The 17,302-nt window shown below is 64.3% G+C and carries 17 protein-coding genes; 9 read left to right on the plus strand and 8 right to left on the minus strand.

Translation table 11 applies throughout. From position 1 onward, the window contains the following. Positions 1-177 precede the first annotated feature (177 nt). On the plus strand, positions 178-1,887 hold the full coding sequence (locus C0Z19_RS17980) for a glutamine--tRNA ligase/YqeY domain fusion protein (protein ID WP_102611239.1): 1,710 nt from the start codon (positions 178-180) through the stop codon (positions 1,885-1,887). Positions 1,888-1,898: 11 nt separating this feature from the next. On the opposite strand, the gene C0Z19_RS17985 is transcribed toward C0Z19_RS17980, so the two are convergent. The 8 genes from C0Z19_RS17985 to C0Z19_RS18025 form a co-directional block, all read right to left on the minus strand. Then, complete coding sequence (locus tag C0Z19_RS17985) at positions 1,899-2,348, minus strand: NUDIX hydrolase (protein WP_102611186.1); 450 nt, start codon at positions 2,346-2,348, stop codon at positions 1,899-1,901. A gap of 148 nt (positions 2,349-2,496) precedes the next feature. After that, positions 2,497-5,760, minus strand: coding sequence for an ATP-binding protein (locus tag C0Z19_RS17990; protein WP_102611187.1), 3,264 nt, complete (start codon positions 5,758-5,760; stop codon positions 2,497-2,499). Beyond that, the gene (locus tag C0Z19_RS17995) at positions 5,757-6,413 is read right to left on the minus strand and encodes a response regulator (protein ID WP_158243005.1); all 657 of its coding nucleotides are present in this window, start codon (positions 6,411-6,413) and stop codon (positions 5,757-5,759) included. Before C0Z19_RS17995 ends, C0Z19_RS17990 begins: the two co-directional genes overlap by 4 nt. Before the next feature lie 282 nt (positions 6,414-6,695). Beyond that, complete coding sequence (locus C0Z19_RS28270; protein ID WP_158243006.1) at positions 6,696-7,343, minus strand: FliH/SctL family protein; 648 nt, start codon at positions 7,341-7,343, stop codon at positions 6,696-6,698. A 684-nt stretch (positions 7,344-8,027) separates the two neighbouring features. Further along, the gene (locus tag C0Z19_RS18010; protein WP_102611191.1) at positions 8,028-8,864 is read right to left on the minus strand and encodes an EscJ/YscJ/HrcJ family type III secretion inner membrane ring protein; all 837 of its coding nucleotides are present in this window, start codon (positions 8,862-8,864) and stop codon (positions 8,028-8,030) included. A 10-nt stretch (positions 8,865-8,874) separates the two neighbouring features. Beyond that, a complete protein-coding gene (locus tag C0Z19_RS18015; RefSeq protein WP_102611192.1) occupies positions 8,875-9,276 on the minus strand; it encodes a hypothetical protein in 402 nt (133 codons plus the stop codon). 20 nt (positions 9,277-9,296) lie between these two features. Beyond that, a complete protein-coding gene (locus tag C0Z19_RS18020) occupies positions 9,297-9,497 on the minus strand; it encodes a hypothetical protein (protein WP_146012094.1) in 201 nt (66 codons plus the stop codon). Positions 9,498-9,558: 61 nt separating this feature from the next. Continuing rightward, the gene (locus C0Z19_RS18025; protein WP_146012095.1) at positions 9,559-9,885 is read right to left on the minus strand and encodes a type III secretion system major pilin HrpA; all 327 of its coding nucleotides are present in this window, start codon (positions 9,883-9,885) and stop codon (positions 9,559-9,561) included. A 226-nt stretch (positions 9,886-10,111) separates the two neighbouring features. Between C0Z19_RS18025 and C0Z19_RS18030 the strand changes: the two genes are divergently transcribed. The 8 genes from C0Z19_RS18030 (at position 10,112) to sctR (ending at position 17,299) form a co-directional block, all read left to right on the plus strand. Beyond that, entirely contained in the window at positions 10,112-10,702 is a 591-nt protein-coding gene (locus tag C0Z19_RS18030) for an RNA polymerase sigma factor (RefSeq protein ID WP_158243007.1), read from the plus strand. Between the two features lie 52 nt (positions 10,703-10,754). Further along, complete coding sequence (locus tag C0Z19_RS18035) at positions 10,755-10,961, plus strand: hypothetical protein (protein WP_102611196.1); 207 nt, start codon at positions 10,755-10,757, stop codon at positions 10,959-10,961. After that, entirely contained in the window at positions 10,958-12,478 is a 1,521-nt protein-coding gene (locus C0Z19_RS18040; RefSeq protein WP_102611197.1) for a secretin N-terminal domain-containing protein, read from the plus strand. Before C0Z19_RS18035 ends, C0Z19_RS18040 begins: the two co-directional genes overlap by 4 nt. Positions 12,479-12,502: 24 nt before the next feature. Then, positions 12,503-13,267: an FHA domain-containing protein gene (locus C0Z19_RS18045; RefSeq protein WP_102611198.1), complete on the plus strand. Its 765-nt coding sequence runs from the start codon at positions 12,503-12,505 to the stop codon at positions 13,265-13,267. Further along, the gene (locus C0Z19_RS18050; RefSeq protein ID WP_233196180.1) at positions 13,261-14,661 is read left to right on the plus strand and encodes a FliI/YscN family ATPase; all 1,401 of its coding nucleotides are present in this window, start codon (positions 13,261-13,263) and stop codon (positions 14,659-14,661) included. Before C0Z19_RS18045 ends, C0Z19_RS18050 begins: the two co-directional genes overlap by 7 nt. A 474-nt stretch (positions 14,662-15,135) precedes the next feature. After that, a complete protein-coding gene (locus C0Z19_RS28025) occupies positions 15,136-15,531 on the plus strand; it encodes a hypothetical protein (RefSeq protein WP_146012096.1) in 396 nt (131 codons plus the stop codon). 203 nt (positions 15,532-15,734) lie between these two features. After that, positions 15,735-16,649, plus strand: a complete 915-nt coding sequence (gene sctQ / locus C0Z19_RS18060; protein WP_158243008.1) for a type III secretion system cytoplasmic ring protein SctQ — start codon at positions 15,735-15,737, stop codon at positions 16,647-16,649. After that, positions 16,646-17,299 carry a type III secretion system export apparatus subunit SctR gene (gene sctR, locus C0Z19_RS18065; protein WP_102611201.1) on the plus strand — a complete coding sequence of 218 codons (654 nt, stop codon included), beginning with the start codon at positions 16,646-16,648 and terminating at the stop codon, positions 17,297-17,299. Before sctQ ends, sctR begins: the two co-directional genes overlap by 4 nt. Positions 17,300-17,302: the final 3 nt, after the last annotated feature.

Here is a 17,302-nt window from a genome sequence, read left to right on the forward strand (position 1 = left end):
TCGTAAAAGGGCGCCGCCGCGGCCGGCAAACCGTTTTACCTCCTGTTACAGCGCGCAACAGAGGGCGCAAACCGCCGACTGACGAGCGCCTCGGACAGCGGCGCGCCTGCTTTAGGTAGAATGGTCGAATTGCCGCGGGCACACCCCGTGTACTTTCCGCCGATTTCCGACTTCCGCATGAACAACGAACGCAACGACGCTGCGGCGGCTTCGCCGTCCAATTTCATTCGCAACATCATCGACGAGGACAATCGCACGGGCAAATGGGCCGGGCGCGTCGAAACGCGCTTTCCGCCCGAGCCGAACGGTTATCTGCACATCGGCCATGCGAAGAGCATTTGCTTGAATTTCGGTGTCGCACGCGATTACGACGGCGTCTGCCACTTGCGCTTCGACGATACGAACCCCGAAAAGGAAAGCATCGAATACGCCGATTCGATCGTCGACGCCGTACGCTGGCTGGGCTTTACGTGGGAGAAGAACGGCACCTCGCATCAATACTTCGCGAGCGACTACTACGACAAGCTCTACGCGTACGCCGAATTGCTGATCGAGCGGGGCAAAGCTTACGTCGACAGCCAATCGGCCGACGACATCCGTGCGAACCGCGGCTCGCTGACCGAGCCCGGCAAGAACTCGCCGTATCGCGACCGCACGCCCGAGGAGAACCTCGACTTGTTCCGCCGCATGAAGGCCGGCGAGTTCAAGGAGGGCGAACATGTCTTGCGGGCTAGGATCGATATGGGTTCGCCGAACATGACGATGCGCGACCCGGTGCTCTACCGCATCCGCTTTGCGCACCACTACCGCACGGGCGACACCTGGTGCGTCTACCCGATGTATGACTACGCGCATTGCATTTCGGATGCGATCGAAAACATCACGCATTCGCTCTGCACGCTCGAATTCGAAGATCACCGCCCCTTGTACGATTGGGTGCTGGCCGAACTGGCCGATGCCGGCGTCTTCACGCGCCCGCTGCCGCAGCAAATCGAATTTTCGCGGTTGAACCTCACCTATGCGATCACGAGCAAGCGCAAGCTCCTGCAGCTCGTGACCGAAGGCCACGTGGACGGTTGGGACGACCCACGCATGCCGACCATCGTCGGCGTGCGTCGGCGCGGCTTCACGCCCGAAGCGATCAGGCTGTTTTGCGACCGCATCGGCGTGACGAAGGTCGATTCATGGATCGACATGAGTGTGTTCGAAGGCGCGCTGCGCGACGATCTCGACGAAAAAGCGCCGCGCACGGCGGCCGTGCTCGATCCGCTCAAACTGATCATCGACAACTTCCCGGCCGATCTGTCCGAGCCCTGCACCGCACCGGTCCATCCGCATCACGCCGAGCGAGGCCAACGTACGTTCCCGATCACGCGCGAACTGTGGATCGAGCGCGACGACTTCACCGAAACGCCGCCGAAAGGTTATTTCCGCTTGTTCCCCGGCAACAAGGTGCGGCTGCGCTACGGTTATGTCATCGAATGCACGGGCGCAGAGAAGGACGACCAAGGCAATATCGTCGCGGTCCACTGCAACTACTTTCCCGACAGCAAATCGGGTACGGAAGGCGCAAACAACTACAAGGTGAAGGGCAACATTCACTGGGTCAGCGCGGCAAGCGCCGTCCCGGCCGAAGTCCGCCTTTATGATCGCTTGTTCAAGGAAGCGCAACCCGATGCGGGCGGACGCAATTTCCTGGAAGCGTTGAACCCCGATTCCAAGCGCGTCGTGCAGGCGTACCTGGAGCCGGGCGCCGAAGCGTTGCAGCCCGAAGATCGCTGCCAGTTCGAGCGCCACGGCTACTTCGTGGCCGATCGCTACGACTCGAAGCCGGGCCGGCCCGTGTTCAACCGCATCGTCGGCCTGCGCGACAGCTGGGCCAAGTGAGCGCGACAGCCCTATAACGTCTGGTGCAGTTCGGCCAGCGAAAGGGCTGTGGCGAAAAGCCGCGTGAGGCTGCCGCTCGCATACTGGCTGACCGCGTGCGGCGCGACCCAGCGGAAGGCGTCCATTTCGGGAATCGGCGCGCCGTTTCTGCGGCTCGGAAACATCGAGGTGCAGACGCAGCGCGCGAGATCGACTTCGCCGTCTTCGACACGCGCCGCGAACAGATGTAGATCCTTGTCGCGTCGATAGGCGAAACGGCCCAGATCGACGAGGCGCGCGGACGCGAGTTCGATGCCAGTTTCTTCGCGCAGCTCGCGCAAGGCGGCGCACAGCGGCGTCTCGCCCGGGTCGGGCTGCCCCTTCGGGATGTCCCAATGGGATGTTTCCGTGGCATGGGCGAGCAATACCTGTCCGCGTAGATCGAGGACGACGACACCGCATGAAACCGTCCGCTCGGTCATCGACGCCACCCTGACCCGATTCGCACCGCGCCGCTGCGCCGCGTAGCGTCCCCTTGCACGTCGTCCTCCGGTAGTGGATTGGTTACCGGATGATAACGGCCCCCGGCTGGCCTGAAAACAACGACCGGGCCACGGGCACAGCGCGCAATCACGGCTGGGCTGAGGCGTTCCCATGGGCGATCGCACGCTCGATCGCCTGCTTGAGCGCCAGGAGCGGAGCCTGTGCCCCGCGAGGCTCGTCTAACGCCTGTTGAAAACGAGCGGCGGCATCGGCCACCTCTCGCAATTGAAACCACGCCGCCGTACCGGCGATCGCATGCGCGACCTCACGCACGCGCTGGCTGTTGCCTGCAGTCGACGCCGCCCAAAGCGTCTCGAGATCGGCGGCCAGCGTCTGGCTCAGTTGTCGCCAAAGGTCGTCGCGCAGGTCGTCGTCATCGAAACCGGCGCCGCCCGTATCCAGCAATCGATACCGAACGAGCAGTGCCCGCAATTGATCGAGCGACAACGGCTTCACGTACACCTCGTCCGCGCCCGCATCGAGACACGCTTCGCGCTGGCGCGAAGTGGCATCGGCCGTCAATGCGATGAGCACGGTACGCCGGCCCGTTTCGCGTTCGCGACGCCGAATGCTCCCGATCAGCGCCACGCCGTCCAGGACAGGCATCGCGCAATCGGTGATCACCATCGCGTAATCGCCCTGCCCGTATGCGCTCAGCGCCTGTGCGCCGTCCTCGGCCAGATCGCAATCGACCACGTTCAGGTTCGCGAGTTGTCGCCGCAGCACCTCGCGATTGATGGGCTGGTCTTCGACAAGCAAGATGCGCCGCGCGGCGCCGGCCGAGGTGGCCGCTCTCTGCGCACCGCATTTTTGCTCAATGCCGTCTTCCGGCGCGACGGGCGGCGCACTGGTATCGAGTGGCAGCTTCAGAGTCAGCGTGATTGTCGTCCCGCGACCGAGCTCGCTCTCGAGCTCGATCGCGCCGCCCATCCGCTCGATCAGCCGTCGGCAAATGGCGAGCCCCAGACCCGTTCCGCCGTAACCGCTCGCCACGGTGCCGCGCGCCTGGGAAAACGGCGAAAACAATCGCGCCTGATCGTCGGGCGAAATGCCGATCCCCGTATCGACAATCCGTATCGATAACGTCTGATGCGTAGCCGTTTCGTCGATCGCATCGATCGCCAGCGACACCGTGCCTCGCTCCGTGAATTTGACGGCATTGCCCAGCAGGTTGAGCAGCACTTGCCCTAAACGCTGTCGATCGCCGATATGGCGTGACGCGACGGCCGGCGAAACATCGCGCAGCAAACGCAGCCCCTTGCGCATGATTTCGGGCGCCACGAAACCCGCGGCCCGCTCCGCGATTTCAACGATGCTCATCGGCGCCGATTCGAGCGAAAACTCGCCGTTGTCGCTCTTGGCGAAATCGAGAATGTCGTTAAGGATCCTCAGCGAGAGATCGGCGGCATTGCCGGCCATTTCCACCAGATGACGATCGTCCTTCGCGAGCCCGTCGTGATCGAGCAGTTGCAAGATGCCGATGATGCCGCTCATCGGCGTGCGAAGCTCATGGCTGACCGTCGCAATGAACGAATCGCGTGCCCGCGCCGCTTCTTCGGCCTCGTGCTTCGCATCGATCAGGGCAGCGTGAGACTCCTTGGCCTCGGTGACATCGTGCAGATAACCGCTCCATTCGACGCCGCCGCCTTCGCGCATGCGCGGTTCGGCCTCGACGTGGAACCATGCTTGATGACGGTCGGGCATCTCGAGCATGAACTCGGCTCGCACGCGTTCCAACGAGCGTGCCGACCTGAGGAACATCTTGGTCAGGCGCCTGCGTTGCTTCCGGTCAAGCGCGCGCATGAACTGGGCGAAGGCATCGCCCGCGTGCGTCTCGTGCGACCGCACCAGCGCATCGGCGCGACGGTTCACAAAGACGAGTTCGAAACGCGGACGTGCCGCGCGCGCAAGCCGCACCTGGAATACGACGGAGGGCAACGCCTGCGTCAATTCGACGAGACGGCGTTTATGCTCGAGCTCTCTGCGCTCCATGCGGCGCAGGTCGGAAACATCGACGAACGCGCATAGCACCGCGGCACGGTCGTCGTCTTCGCCACTGCAAAGCCGCACCCAATAAACGGCCTCGTGGGTCGTATCATCGGGGCCGCGATAGCGCAGCTCGCCTTGAGCGGGACGGCCCGTCTCGATCACGGCGCGCGCCGCCTGCGCGAATACATCGACGTCCATGTCCCGCCCCGGCCCCTGCGGCGGCAGCATCTTTCCGACGACATTTTCGGAACGGACGCCCACAGCCTGCTCGTAGGCGGGATTGACCGCGACGTAGCGGCCTTGCGCGTCTTTGACGCAGACAGGAATCGGCACGGTATCCATCAACAGCGCTTTGAATCGCGTCTCGAAGACCAGCTCGCGTTCGGTTCGGCGGCGATGACGCACTTCCTTGCGAAGACGCAGCATGTTGAGCGTCAACAGCGCGAGAAACACCACGGTGATAACGGCGATCGGCGCAAGCACGAATCCGAGCCTGCGCGGCGCGATGCCGAAGGTGAAGCGCGTCGATAACCAACTGTTTTGGATGCGCTCGCGCTCCGCCTCGGGGATGCCGGACAACACGCGATTGATCAGCGGCAGCAGCGGCGCAAAGCGAGGCGCGACCCCGAACGATAAATCCTGGATGCGATCGGCCGGTGCGGCCACGCGCAGCGTGCCCGCGTAGCGCTCGCGCACGATGCGGTCGACCACGCCGAGATTGCCGATATACGCAAAAGCGCGTCCCTGCGCCACGGCCTTCAGCCCGTCCTCGGCCGAGCCGACCGACACGCCGTGGACGCTGGGCAGACCGGGAAAGCGGACGCTCGCCGTTTGCAAATCGCCGACGATCGCCACCTGGGCGCCTTCCAGATCTTCGAGGCTGCCGATGAAGGGCGCCGTCTCTCCCGTCACGATCACGAGCGGATAGCGCACGTACGGCACCGACAAGGCAAAGCCCGGCGCCAGTCCGTCGAACTGCGACACCGCAACGACGATATCGATGCGGCCTTCGTTGGCGAGCCGGATCGTTTCGCCCCACGAGCGCGTGGGGACGAGGCGAAAGCGAATTCCGAGCGTGTTCTGCAAAAAATCGAGGTAATCGGCCGAAATGCCGTCAATGCGACCTTGTTGATCGACGAATGCCATCGGCGCCCAATGCGGGTCGACACCGAGCCGCAACGGCGGCAGCGACGCGAGATAGTTGCGGTCGGCCTGCGTCAGCGGCAGGTGCAGGTCGTGAGAAGGGTGCGGCGAATCACTGTGATCGGGGTGAGGACACGCGACGAGTACGACAGTCGTGAAGAGACAGACTGCCGCGCGACACCCGGCTCGCAGGAGGCCGGAAAGAAAAGCGGCATTCACTGTGGGCAATGCTCGTGCGCTCGCCAATACTCGAGCAGCTCCTGGTTCGTCGTTACCCCGAGCTTGTGCTGCGCGCGCACTTTATGTGCGCTGATCGTCTTGACGCTGCGATTGAGCCTTTCCGCGATCTGCGCAGCCGTCAAACCATCTGCGGCGAACAGGCGAATGACTTCCATTTCGGCGGTCGTCAACGCGGCTTCTTTGCCGACGCGTGCGCCGACGAGGTTCATGCGCGCCAGCAACGCCTCCACGCCGGGACTGACATAAGTTCGCCCCTGCCCGGCCGCGACGAGCGCACTGTGCAATTCACTGACGCCGCCCGCCTTTTCGACGATGGCCTTCACGCCTTTCGCGATCAGCTTGTTCAAAATCGCCGCGTTGCGAAGCGCAGTGACGACAATGATGGGCACACCCGGGCGGATTCGTTGCAATCGGTCAACCAATGCAATGCCGTCACGCGTCCGCGTGCCTGGCATCGATAGATCGGTAACGATCACATCGCATGGTTGGGTTTGTACGGCGGCGATTAATTCGTCGGAGTTGGCGGCCTCCGCTATGACTTGCCCGACATGGCTGGCCTCGATGGCGAGCCGGATGCCATAGCGGACAATGCCATGATCCTCCGCCAATATGATCTGCAATGGTTTGTTCACGACGTTGTATGCCTCTATCATCGGCCGGCGGCCCGATTGAGCCACCGATACGGCCGGCTGCTGCGTCGCGCTTTGCCACATCGGGCGCTTTGCGGTTTCGCCTCGCGACCAGCCCGGTGAGGTGGCACGTCGGCGCTTATCGAGAAATAATAGTCACGGCCGGCCAATGTTGAACTTTAGGGACGTCGTGCAGATCGGCGAATAAGAAAATTCTCGAATAGTGGAACAAAGTGGAGGTTTGCAATCGATTTCGGCGCCCGATCCTTGGCCGATGTTCAGATTTCAAAGCGCCTTATCCGTCGAAGCGTTTGCATCTGATGTTCCGATAGGCGCGGGGGAACAAAGCGACGCCATCAATGCGTCGAAGTCGAGGCTCCATTCGCCATGGTCGCTCGCGAGACGACAGCACCCCGGCGCCAACGCATCATCGATCATCACGGGCCAAGGAGACGTCAGCCGCGCGGAGCAGTACGTGGATGCGTCGGCGGCGCATAAATGCAGGCTGGCGCCCGGCTGTGGGCCTGCCGCTTTCGCAAGCTCATCGCGAACGATGCGTAGCCGCACTTCGGGCTCGATAGCTGCACCGAGGCGGGTCAGCGCAACGGTCAGCACAGCATCGAGCGTCGCCTCGATATGCCGCGTGAGGGAAGCATGCGCGAACCGATATGATTCCTCGAGCGCCCGGGCCCGCGTGATCAACACCAGCTCCGCGTCTTTCTCGCGAGCGCGCCGGGCCGCTGCCGCGCCGGCATCAATGGATGATGCCGTTTGTCGCGCATGCGCCACCATCGCGGCGGCAGCCCGACGAGCGCGCTCGACGGCGGCTGCGACGTCACGCAGCTGCCGGACCTCGTCGTATCGGTAGACAAGCCGGGTGGGTTTTACGTCGTCGTCGGACGACAACGCAATGCGTCTCGCGGTGAAGCTCATTTCGTGCAGCCGGCGGCCGACTCGGTGCAACAGTGTCTTATCACGGCGCTGCAGATCGACAGGCATCGGCGTGTGTGGATCGATTCGATCAAGAGCGGATGTGCAGTGGCGTGGGCGTTCGACGGGATCGAACACCTCGCGTCGCCGGCCTCGGTCGCCCCGTTCAACCCGTTCGATGTGCCTGCTGCGCCCCAAGGACCCGACGCGCCGGGCACCTCGGGCGGCGCCAGCATTGCGAATCGAGCCGCGGCAGGAGGCCAATCGTTGCGGGCCATGGTACTCAGTACTGCCACCCCGCACGCATGCGAGAGCGATGGATCGCGCGAAGGCGCAACCACACTGGCATGCAAGCAATTGGCGTCGCGGTACCGGAGCGCTTGCCTCAACCATCGATCGGCCGGGTCGGCGCATGCGAGTGTTACCGCCGCACCGCTCCGCAGCAACGCGAGATGCCCCAGCACTCGCACCACGCCGTGGACGATGTCAGGAGGCGCATGGACAAGGGTGATCCATCGCTCGTCGGAAGGTGCCGACCACCGTTTCGGTAGGCTGAAGCAATCAGCCCACCCGCTGTAAAACAGCCGCGCAGCGTAGCGATCGAGGTCGCTCCTCGGGGCGCCATATCGATCATGCCACCCGGGCGCGGCCCAACGCCATGACTCCGACCAAAACAGGGGAACTGCCTCAACCAGCGCTTGCATGCCTGCCTCCGCCATCTCCCTTTGGATCGTCTTCGCTTTGCCTTGCGCTTTGGCCGTTGCCTGGCGCCGCGGTTTTCCCTCCGGTTGTCCGTAGGCGGGACACACGACGCCGCAGTCGCTCACCGAAGTAGCCGAGCGCCACGGCTGCGCACACGAGAGCGACCCACCACGCCGTGGGCCTCGCGGCGCCCTTTCGCACCACGGCGCCTGCGGGCGCGACCGGCTGCTCGGGCACAAGTAAGACCGTTATGCGACGATCGTCCTCGCCAGCGAGCCCGGGCGCACCGTTCTTGACGAGCCGGGCAATGCCCGGCATGAGCGGCGCCAGATCTACGCCGGCGCGATGTTTGAGCAGGACCGAAGCCGAGGCCGGCGCAAGAGGCGCGCCAGGCGATGGGCGCTCCGAGGGGACGACCCGCACGCGCGCCGCTGTGACGCCATCGATGTCCATCAGCGTTGCTTCCAGTTCGCGTTCGATCGAATGGATACGACGCGCGCGCTCTTCAAGCGGAGTCGGCGCAATGCCGCGCTTTCCCAACGCCTCGTCGACGCTTGGACGATCCGGTCGCAACAACCCGACCTCGTGCAGCGCCCGCATGGCGCGCGGGATTTCGAAATCGGCCACGTAGAGCATGACGCCGGTCTTCTCCGCCTTGCGTTCGACGTCGATACCGTGACTGCCGAGCACCGCTTCGATTTCGCTGGCTTTGCGTACGTCGGAAGCCAGATGCAACTGCACTTTCCGTTCGCAACCCGATAACGCAACGATTGCGACAACCATCAACAGGCCGTTCAGCGCGGCGCCCGCTCTGCGTCTCATATCGAAGGATTCAGGCCGCAGTGGCCAACTGCCGCAGCGCGCCAGCCGTCACGCCGACGAGCTTCGCGCTCCACATGACGCTCATGTTGTACGACGCCATCGCGCGCGCCTGGCGATGCATATTCGCCGCGAGGGTTGGCAGATCAGGCCGCGCGGCCCAAGCGGCGCCGATGTCCTCCGACCGCGCCTGCGCCTCCACCCGGTGACGCGCCACGGCGTCGAGTTGTCGTGCGAGCGCACTGAGCGTCGAGCCGCTCGAGCCCATCGCCCAAGCCTCGCTGCCGCCGAACGAAGGCGGCAGGCCGTGCTCCCGCGCACTGGCCAGTGCAACGGCAAACGTCGCGCCCGGGTAATCCGATTCCGATGTCGCGCCATAGAGCGCCCCACTCGTTCGCCCGATGGTTGGCAACATCGCTTCAGTACTCCCTTCGATCATGGCCGCAGTTGCTGTCCGATGTTTCGCAGCGCGTTGACGAGTTCGTTCTTCGCATGCCCCTGAATGAACGCCAACGCGTACGCGGCATCCACGTGCCGCTTCTCCTGTGCAAATGTCATTCCGGCGTGCGCCGCCCACTGCGCCGCAACCCCCTGCTGCGCCACGCGCGTGGCGAAACCATCTGGCCTTTCGATCATGTTCATTGCCTTTCGCGAACGGGCGCAATCGTGTCGCGCCCGTTGACCTGCGGGTGACACGTTAGAAGTGAATGCCTTGCGCAGCTTTGATGCTGGCGTTCTGAGCTTTGGCTCCCGAATCGAGATGGCCGCTTGCAATGCTGTTCGCCGTATCGGTCATCATCTTTTGGATGTTGGCCTCGGTCTGCATCTCCATTGCCCTCAACTGCATCGCCTCCTGCCGTTTCAGGACGCGCTCCATCTGATTGACTCCCGAGCCGCCGGGCGAGCCTGCCGCGTCCGGCGCCGCCGCGTCCGACGAACCGGACAGCGCCGACACGACCGACGAAGCAAGCGTTGCAAGCGAACTCACCGCGTACATCGCGGGAACTACGGCTGCCATGGTCATGAGAGGACTCCCTTTTTTTGCCGCTGTTTGAACTGGCACTCTTCCGCGGCCTCAACGTCGCACGCCGGAATTGCCGACTTAGTAACGGCGACCTCGCCGCGGTTCCGTTTCTTCGGCCGAAAACGATGCGACCTTCGCAGCAACCTGGCCCGCGGACCCTCCACACGTTACGTCGTCTGATTTTTTTCCCATGACGATTCAGTGAGCCCGAATGTCCCGATCATGCGTGAATCGCCATCCCAAGAGTTTCGATCCGAACATGATTTCGACGCGCTCGAATGCGGTCCCATCGGTCGCCGCTGCGGATCGGTCCATAGAATTCGATGACTGGTACCGCGCGCACGGCCGCGCGATCTACCGTTTCATTGCCCGTCGCGTGCGCAGCGCCGAAGATGCCGAGGACATTCTGCAATCCACCTATCTGGGTGCCTGGGAAAATCGCATGTCGTATCGGGGCACTGCTCAGCCCAAGACATGGTTGACCGCCATCGCGCTCAACGTCGTTCGCAATCACGTGGGCCGTGCGTCCGATTACCGCTTCGTAATCGAGCGATTCGACGATCACGAAAACGAACTGGTCGATACCCGCGCGCCCGATCGCTGCATGTCGGTCAAGCAAACGTTCCTGCGGTTCCTCGAATTCGCACAGTCGCTATCGGTCGAGCAGCAGCGAATGCTCGAGCTGTTGTTCATCGATAACGTCAGCTATGTCGAGGTGGCGGCGATACTGGGAATTCCGGTCGGCACCGTCCGCTCGCGCCTGTCTCGCCTGCGCTCGAAGCTGGATAGGCACTTCGAGCGGACAGGCGGCCCGTGATGCGCCTGGGTCCCCATTCCCGTCCTTGTCAGAACCAGTCCACTCCAGCCCGATGACACCACCACTCGCCGAAACGCAGTTGCTCAACGCGCTACGCCATGCCGAACACATCCGTCGCACGATGTCGCCCGCCGATCCTTCGCGGTGGCAAGCGTATGTCGAGTCTTTGCGCGGCGTCTCGCTGGCAAACTGGAGCGCAACGACCGACCTGCAGATGCGATTCGCATTGGTGCGTACGATCATCAACGAAATCCGATGATGGTCGTGTCGCTACGGATGCTCCTGTTCCGTCTATTGCTGGCCGGTCTTTGCGCGTTCGCTCCGCTCGGCACGGCGAGCGCGATGGCGCAGAGCAGCGACCCGCTGGCCGCGCCCTACGCGCTCGACGCGTCGAATCAGCGCATTCGCGACGTTCTGCATCGCTTCGCGGCCGATCACGGTCTGGCGCTGCGCATCGAGCCAGGCGCACAACGCGATTGGAGGCCCGCAAGGCTCGACGGGTGGGTGCGCGGCGAAACCGGTCGCGCCTTCCTCGAGCAACTCGCGCGCGCTCATCGCTTTTCATGGTTTGCTGCGGATCGAAGGTTGTACATCGGTTCGGCACACGATTCGTCCGTCGAGCGCATCCCTCTCGGTGGCACGCGCGCCGATAGCGCACGCGCCGCGCTGAAAGCGGTCGGCATCTACGAAGACCGGTTCGGTTGGGGCGAGCTCGACGGGCAAGACGCCGTTCTGGTGGGGGGGCCCGGTGCTTATCGGGCGCTTGTACGCCGTTTCATCGCGGGGCATGCGAAGGCTCAGCGCGCGGCAACGGAACCCGAAGCGATGATTTTCCCGCTGCGGTACGCGAAAGCCGGCGACGACCCGCCCACGGGTTCCGGCTCGACGCGTCGGCCAGGCGTCGCCGCCCTGCTTCGGGAGTTGCTCGCACCGGGCACCGCCGTTAGTCAGCCAGCCTTCATCCTGCCGGCCGAATCGGAGGTTGTCCCGCCGCTGCCCTCTGTGATGCCTTCGCTCACCCAGTGGGCCGGGTACGCACCGCCCCGCTCCCAGTCCGTGCCCGCAACAGCCCGGCCGCGCGAGGCGAATCAAGCGGCCGCATCGGCGATCTCGCCGGTGGGAATTGTCGCCGACGACGCCACCAACTCTGTCATCGTCTGGGCCGAGCGCAGTTGGCGAGCCGATATTGAGCGGCTCATCGATGCGCTTGATCGTCCCGCGGCGCTTGTCTCGATCGACATCCTCGTCATCGAATCGGATTCAAACACCGTCATGGCACTCACCGCCGCGAGCGAAGACAACGAGGCAGGATCCGTCGCGAATCCTTCGCCGTTTGCGAACCGGATCGCCCAGGCCGTTGCCGGGCAGCGCGTGCGCGTGCTCAATCGTCAAACGCTCGTCGGCCGCATGAACACGCACACGGTCCTCGCGATCGGCGCCGAGGCTTCGCATACCGGCGCGCCCGCGGACAAGGCCGACAGCGAGCAGGCCAACGGGCGCAGTGGCCATCGCGGTGACCGCCTCGACCTGACCGCCCGCATCGTGCCCGCGGCAGGCGAGGGCCAGCGCACGACCGCCATCGCCGTGGACGTCGACCTCCTGATGGCTCAGCCGACGGGGCTGCCCGGGCAAATATGGGCTAACACGAGCAGCGTCAAATTCGAGACCTCCGTGACGCTCGAAGACGGCGCTCAACCACGATTGATCGCAAGCTATCCCGTTGCGACTGCACGTGCCGAGCAACGCGCCATTTTCATCAGCGCCAAGGCGCTCTAAGACAACGCTAGCGCGCAAGCACCCATGCTCGAACTCCGGATTCTTACTGGTCTACACCGCGGCGCCGCGCTTCCGCTCGACGGCGACGAACTGCGTATCGGCAGCGGCGGCCAAAACGATTTGATATTGCTCGATCCGGGTATGCCGGAACATGCGGGGATTCTCGAACAATCCGGCGATTCGACATGGCAGTTTCGCTCCCTCACAGTCGCCAACAGGCGCGGCGCATCGGCCGAGGCCGCCCACACCACGGTCGCCGCCGGTGCGCGATGGTTCGCCGGCCCGGTGTTGATCGGCTGCGATGAGGAAAACGCGCCCTGGCCTTCCGCTGCCACTCACGCGAGCACGCGACCATCGGCCAAGCGCCCGTTCTCGTTGCGGACGAAGACCGATGCCGCCCTTTTGGCGACAGCGCTGGCAGCGTTGGCAGCCGTGCTCGCCATGCAAGCACTGGGCGGGCAGTCCACGGCCGATCCCGAGCACCACACGGCGAGCGCACCGGCCGGGCAACCGGTCGGCGACGCGCGACATGTGACAGAGCCGTCCGTTGGCCAGGCCTCCGACCCGCAGCGCGAGCGCGTGGTCACAGGACTCGTCTATCCCGATCAATCCATCAAACGCCCCCCGTTCGCTATCCGCAGTGCAAGCAGCGGGCCTTACGGCTTTATCGTGACTGACGACGATCGCATTCTGATGCCGGGCAGCCGCTGGCAATCCTTCACGCTCGTGCGCATCGAACCGGGACGCGCCGTCTTTACGGGCCCCTACGCCGCGGAGTTGACATGGTGACGCGCGCTCCCATCGGCCCCATGAACACCGCGTGGTCCGCAGGCGCCGCTCCTGGCGACACAGACGAGCGTCTTACGGCATGGGCCTGCCGCGCTCAGGCGCGGCTTGCTCGCGCGCAGGCAGTCGCGTGCCACGGCCGCGTCGAGAGCGTCAGCGCGACGCTCATCGTCGCGATACTGCCCAGGTGCGCGATCGGACATCTTTGCGAACTGCAGGCTTCCGATTCGCCCGCGCCCCCGATTCTGGCGGAAGTCATCGGCTTCGACGGCCAACGCGTGCTCCTTGCGCCGCTCGGTTCGATAGAAGGCATCGCGCCGCGCATGCCGATCCGCGCACTGGGCGTGCCGCACAGCGTGCGCGTCGGGCCGCACTTGCTCGGTCAGCTGCTCGATGGCTTCGGTCGTCCAATGCGGCCGGGGCCGACCGCATCCGCTGCCGGTTCGACATTCCGCCGCGTGCTTGCGGCGCCCCCGCCCGCCGCCGATCGTCCTTCCACTCACAAGCGGCTCGTAACGGGCGTGCGCGCCGTCGACGCATTGCTGACGCTTGCACGGGGCCAGCGCGTGGGCCTGTTCGCCGGCCCCGGCTGCGGCAAGACCACGCTCCTTGCGGCGCTCGCTCGCGGCATCGACGCTGACGCCATCGTCTTTGCACTCGTCGGCGAGCGCGGTCGAGAACTGAATGCGCTACTCGAACGCGAGCTCCCTGCTGAGCTTGCCGGCCGCACCGTAACGGTCTGCGCTACGTCCGACACGACGCCCATGGAGCGCGTGCGCGCGGCGTTTACGGCCACCGCCATCGCGGAGGGTCTCTCCGAGGACGGCAAGCACGTGCTGCTGCTCGTCGATTCGTTGACGCGGCTGGCGCGAGCCCAGCGGGAAATCGGCCTGGCCTCGAACGAACCGCCCGGCCGATCGGGCTATCCCTCTTCGGTCTATGCCATGCTGCCGCGCCTGGTCGAGCGGGCGGGCGATCGAAACGACGGCTCGATCACGGGCATCTACACCGTTTTGACCGAGACTGAACACAGCGATGCGATCGGCGACGAAGCGAAATCGCTGCTCGATGCGCACATCGTGCTTTCGCGCAAGTTCGCCGAGCGCGGACAGTTTCCCGCGGTGGACATTATCGCGAGTCAAAGCCGGCTGATGCCGAACGTCGTCACCGATCCTCATCTGCGTGCCGCCGAACGCGCTCGCAGGTTGTGGTCGTGTCACGCCAATCTCGAATGGCTGCTTGCGCTCGGGCAGTACGAGCCCGGACAGGATGCGGCAGCCGATGAGGCCATCGCGCGGCACCCGCGCCTCGTCGATCTGCTTCGACAAGACACCCGCATACCCGCTCTTTGGGAGAACACGCTTGAACGTCTGCATGCCGCCGTCGATGAGCCCTAACGCGGTTCGCGCGGTGCGTATCAACCACGCGATCGAGGACGAATCGTCCGCTTCGAGGCTGATTCCGCCGCACATCTCGCAAGCGCTGCTTGGCTTGTCCGACACGCGTCGACAGCGCGCAGCCCGGCTTTTGTCGTTAGCGGACCGGGAACGGCGTCGCTCATTCGACGAATTGCAGGGCGCGGAAATCGAACTTGCCTCACTGGCGGCTCGCACGGAAGCAGTCGAACGTGAATCCATCAGCGCCATGCGAAATCGTCAAGCGCTGGTCCGCGACATTCTCGCTTTGCATGCGGGGCAAGCGCGACACGCGGCCCGACTCGCAGCCAACGCGGAGCATGTTCGCGCGTGCGCAACACGATGGGAACACGCTCGGCAAATCTACGCCCGTCGCATCCTGCAATGCCGCGAGATGAATCGCAAGCACGAGTGCCTCCGAATGTGGCTCGAGCGCTTGGAAGAGGTGAGTCAGCGATGATCGGCGTCGACACTGAGTTCGGCCCGCATCCACTGCCAACGGCCTCGCAAGCCGGGACGCATCCGCAGTGGACGCTCGAATACCGTTCAAACGCGCGTGGCATGCGAGGCGCGCAAGATCTCAACGGACCCGCGTTCCCGGCCGAAGCCGCCGTTCGCCTGGCTTTGCCCGGTGGCGAGGAAACGTTTCGGACAACGCTTTTTCTGCCGGATCGCGGTCGCTTTCACATGGCTGTCCGCTACCAGCTATCGCATCTCGATATCCGCGTCGATTGCGACACGCGGCTTGGTTACGACTGGCTCTCGCGCCAACGACATCAGCTTGAATGCGGACTCATGCATACCTTCGGCCGTCCTACGCGCATGGACGTGACGCTGCGCGGGTGCGCATGAATCGTGCATCCGCCCCGTCCGCTTCACGCCTGCCGCTGAGGCGCATCGATTCCCTCGCCAACGCCAGACATCGCCTCGCGCAGCCGTATCGCATCGTCCGTCGCTTACCGAGCGGTGACGATGCGCAGTGGCTCCTTCGCCGAGACGAAGGCCCCGCAGTTCCGCTGAACGAAGGGCTGGCGCTGTCGACCCGCTTCGGGCCGGTGCTGGCGTTCGATTACGGCCCACTGCTGCTGGCCTGCGGCGGAATCGATATCGGCGACCGGGTGCGGTCGGACGCAGGCTTGGCGCAGGCGCGCTACGCCTTTGCAGCGCTGCCGTCGACACTGCAACGCGCACTAGGCGAGCCCACCGTCGCCGATGCCCGTGCTGGCACCGCGCTGCACGAAGGCCCGACGGTGGCGGTCAACCTGCTGCTCCGCCTGCCGTCGATTCGTTTGACCATGCGGCTACTGCTCACGGTCGACGGATTGCACGCACTGCTCGATAGCGGCGAATGGGAGCGCGCCCCTCTCCCACTTTCCATCCCGGCTTGGTTGGCCCGCATCGATGCGGCGATCCCGTTCTTCGCCGGTCATACCACCCTGCCGCTTCACGAATGCGACGCGCTGATGCGCGGTGATGTAGTGCGGCTGGCAGAAAGTTCATTTGACGTGGCGGGCTGCACAGTCGTGTGCGTTGGCGCATGTCGCTTACATCTTCGCTGGTTCGATGGTCAACGATGCTTCGAGGTTCAAGGTATGTCGCACGACGCCGATCATTCGCGGGACGAGGTAGAACTCCACGCTGCAGACGCAGATGCAGATGCAGCCGCATTCTCCGACCATCAAGAGGACGAAAACGAAAGTTCACCGCGAGGCGCGAGCGCCACCATCGATCTGGCCGCGATCCCCATCCGTCTTTCCTTCTCGCTTGGTACGTTGGCCCTGACCGTCGGCGAACTCGCCGCGCTCGGGCCGGGCTCGTTGCTGAAATTGGCGCATAGTCTGCCGCCGCACGTGACGATCGCAGCGAACGGCGTGCCGGTTGGCACAGGGGAACTCGTCGATCTGGACGGGCAACTCGCCGTCGAAATCACCGACTGGGCCCGCGGCAACGCCCGATCGCTCGAACCATGATCCTCGATCAGCATCCGTTCGCTGTCATTGCGCTACTGGGCCTGCTTTCGCTGTTGCCGCTCATTGCGATCGCCACGACTTCCTATCTCAAGCTTTCGGTCGTCCTGGTGCTCGTGCGCAATGCGCTCGGCGTGCAGCAGGCGCCCACTACGCTCGCCCTGAACTCGATCGCACTCGTCGCTACCCTGTTCGTCATGTCGCCGACGCTCTCGGCCTGCATGGCGAACGCGCGCGCCCTCACATCGGCGCCCGGTTCGGGCGCGCAGCAAATCGAAGCAGCGCTCCAGGTCGCAGCCCCGCTCAAGCAGTTCGTGCTGCGTAACGGAAGCGAGCGCGAACGTGAGCGCTTCCTCGATCTGGCAAAGAAGACCTGGCCCGACACGGCGCAGGCATCGGCCCGCGCCGACGATTGGAGCATCGCCGTTCCGGCGTTCGTCGTGTCGGAACTGCAGGCTGCATTCGAGATCGGCCTGCTGTTGTTCATTCCATTCGTCATCATCGATATTCTCGTGTCGAACGTGTTGCTTGCCATGGGCATGCAGATGGTGCCGCCCATGATCGTCGCGTTGCCGATCAAACTGTTGTTGTTCGTGCTCGCGGACGGGTGGGGCAAGCTGCTGCATGCGCTCGTCCTTTCCTACCACGGCTGAGCC

Source organism: Trinickia soli (assembly GCF_002879855.1).
Taxonomy (GTDB): domain Bacteria; phylum Pseudomonadota; class Gammaproteobacteria; order Burkholderiales; family Burkholderiaceae; genus Trinickia; species Trinickia soli.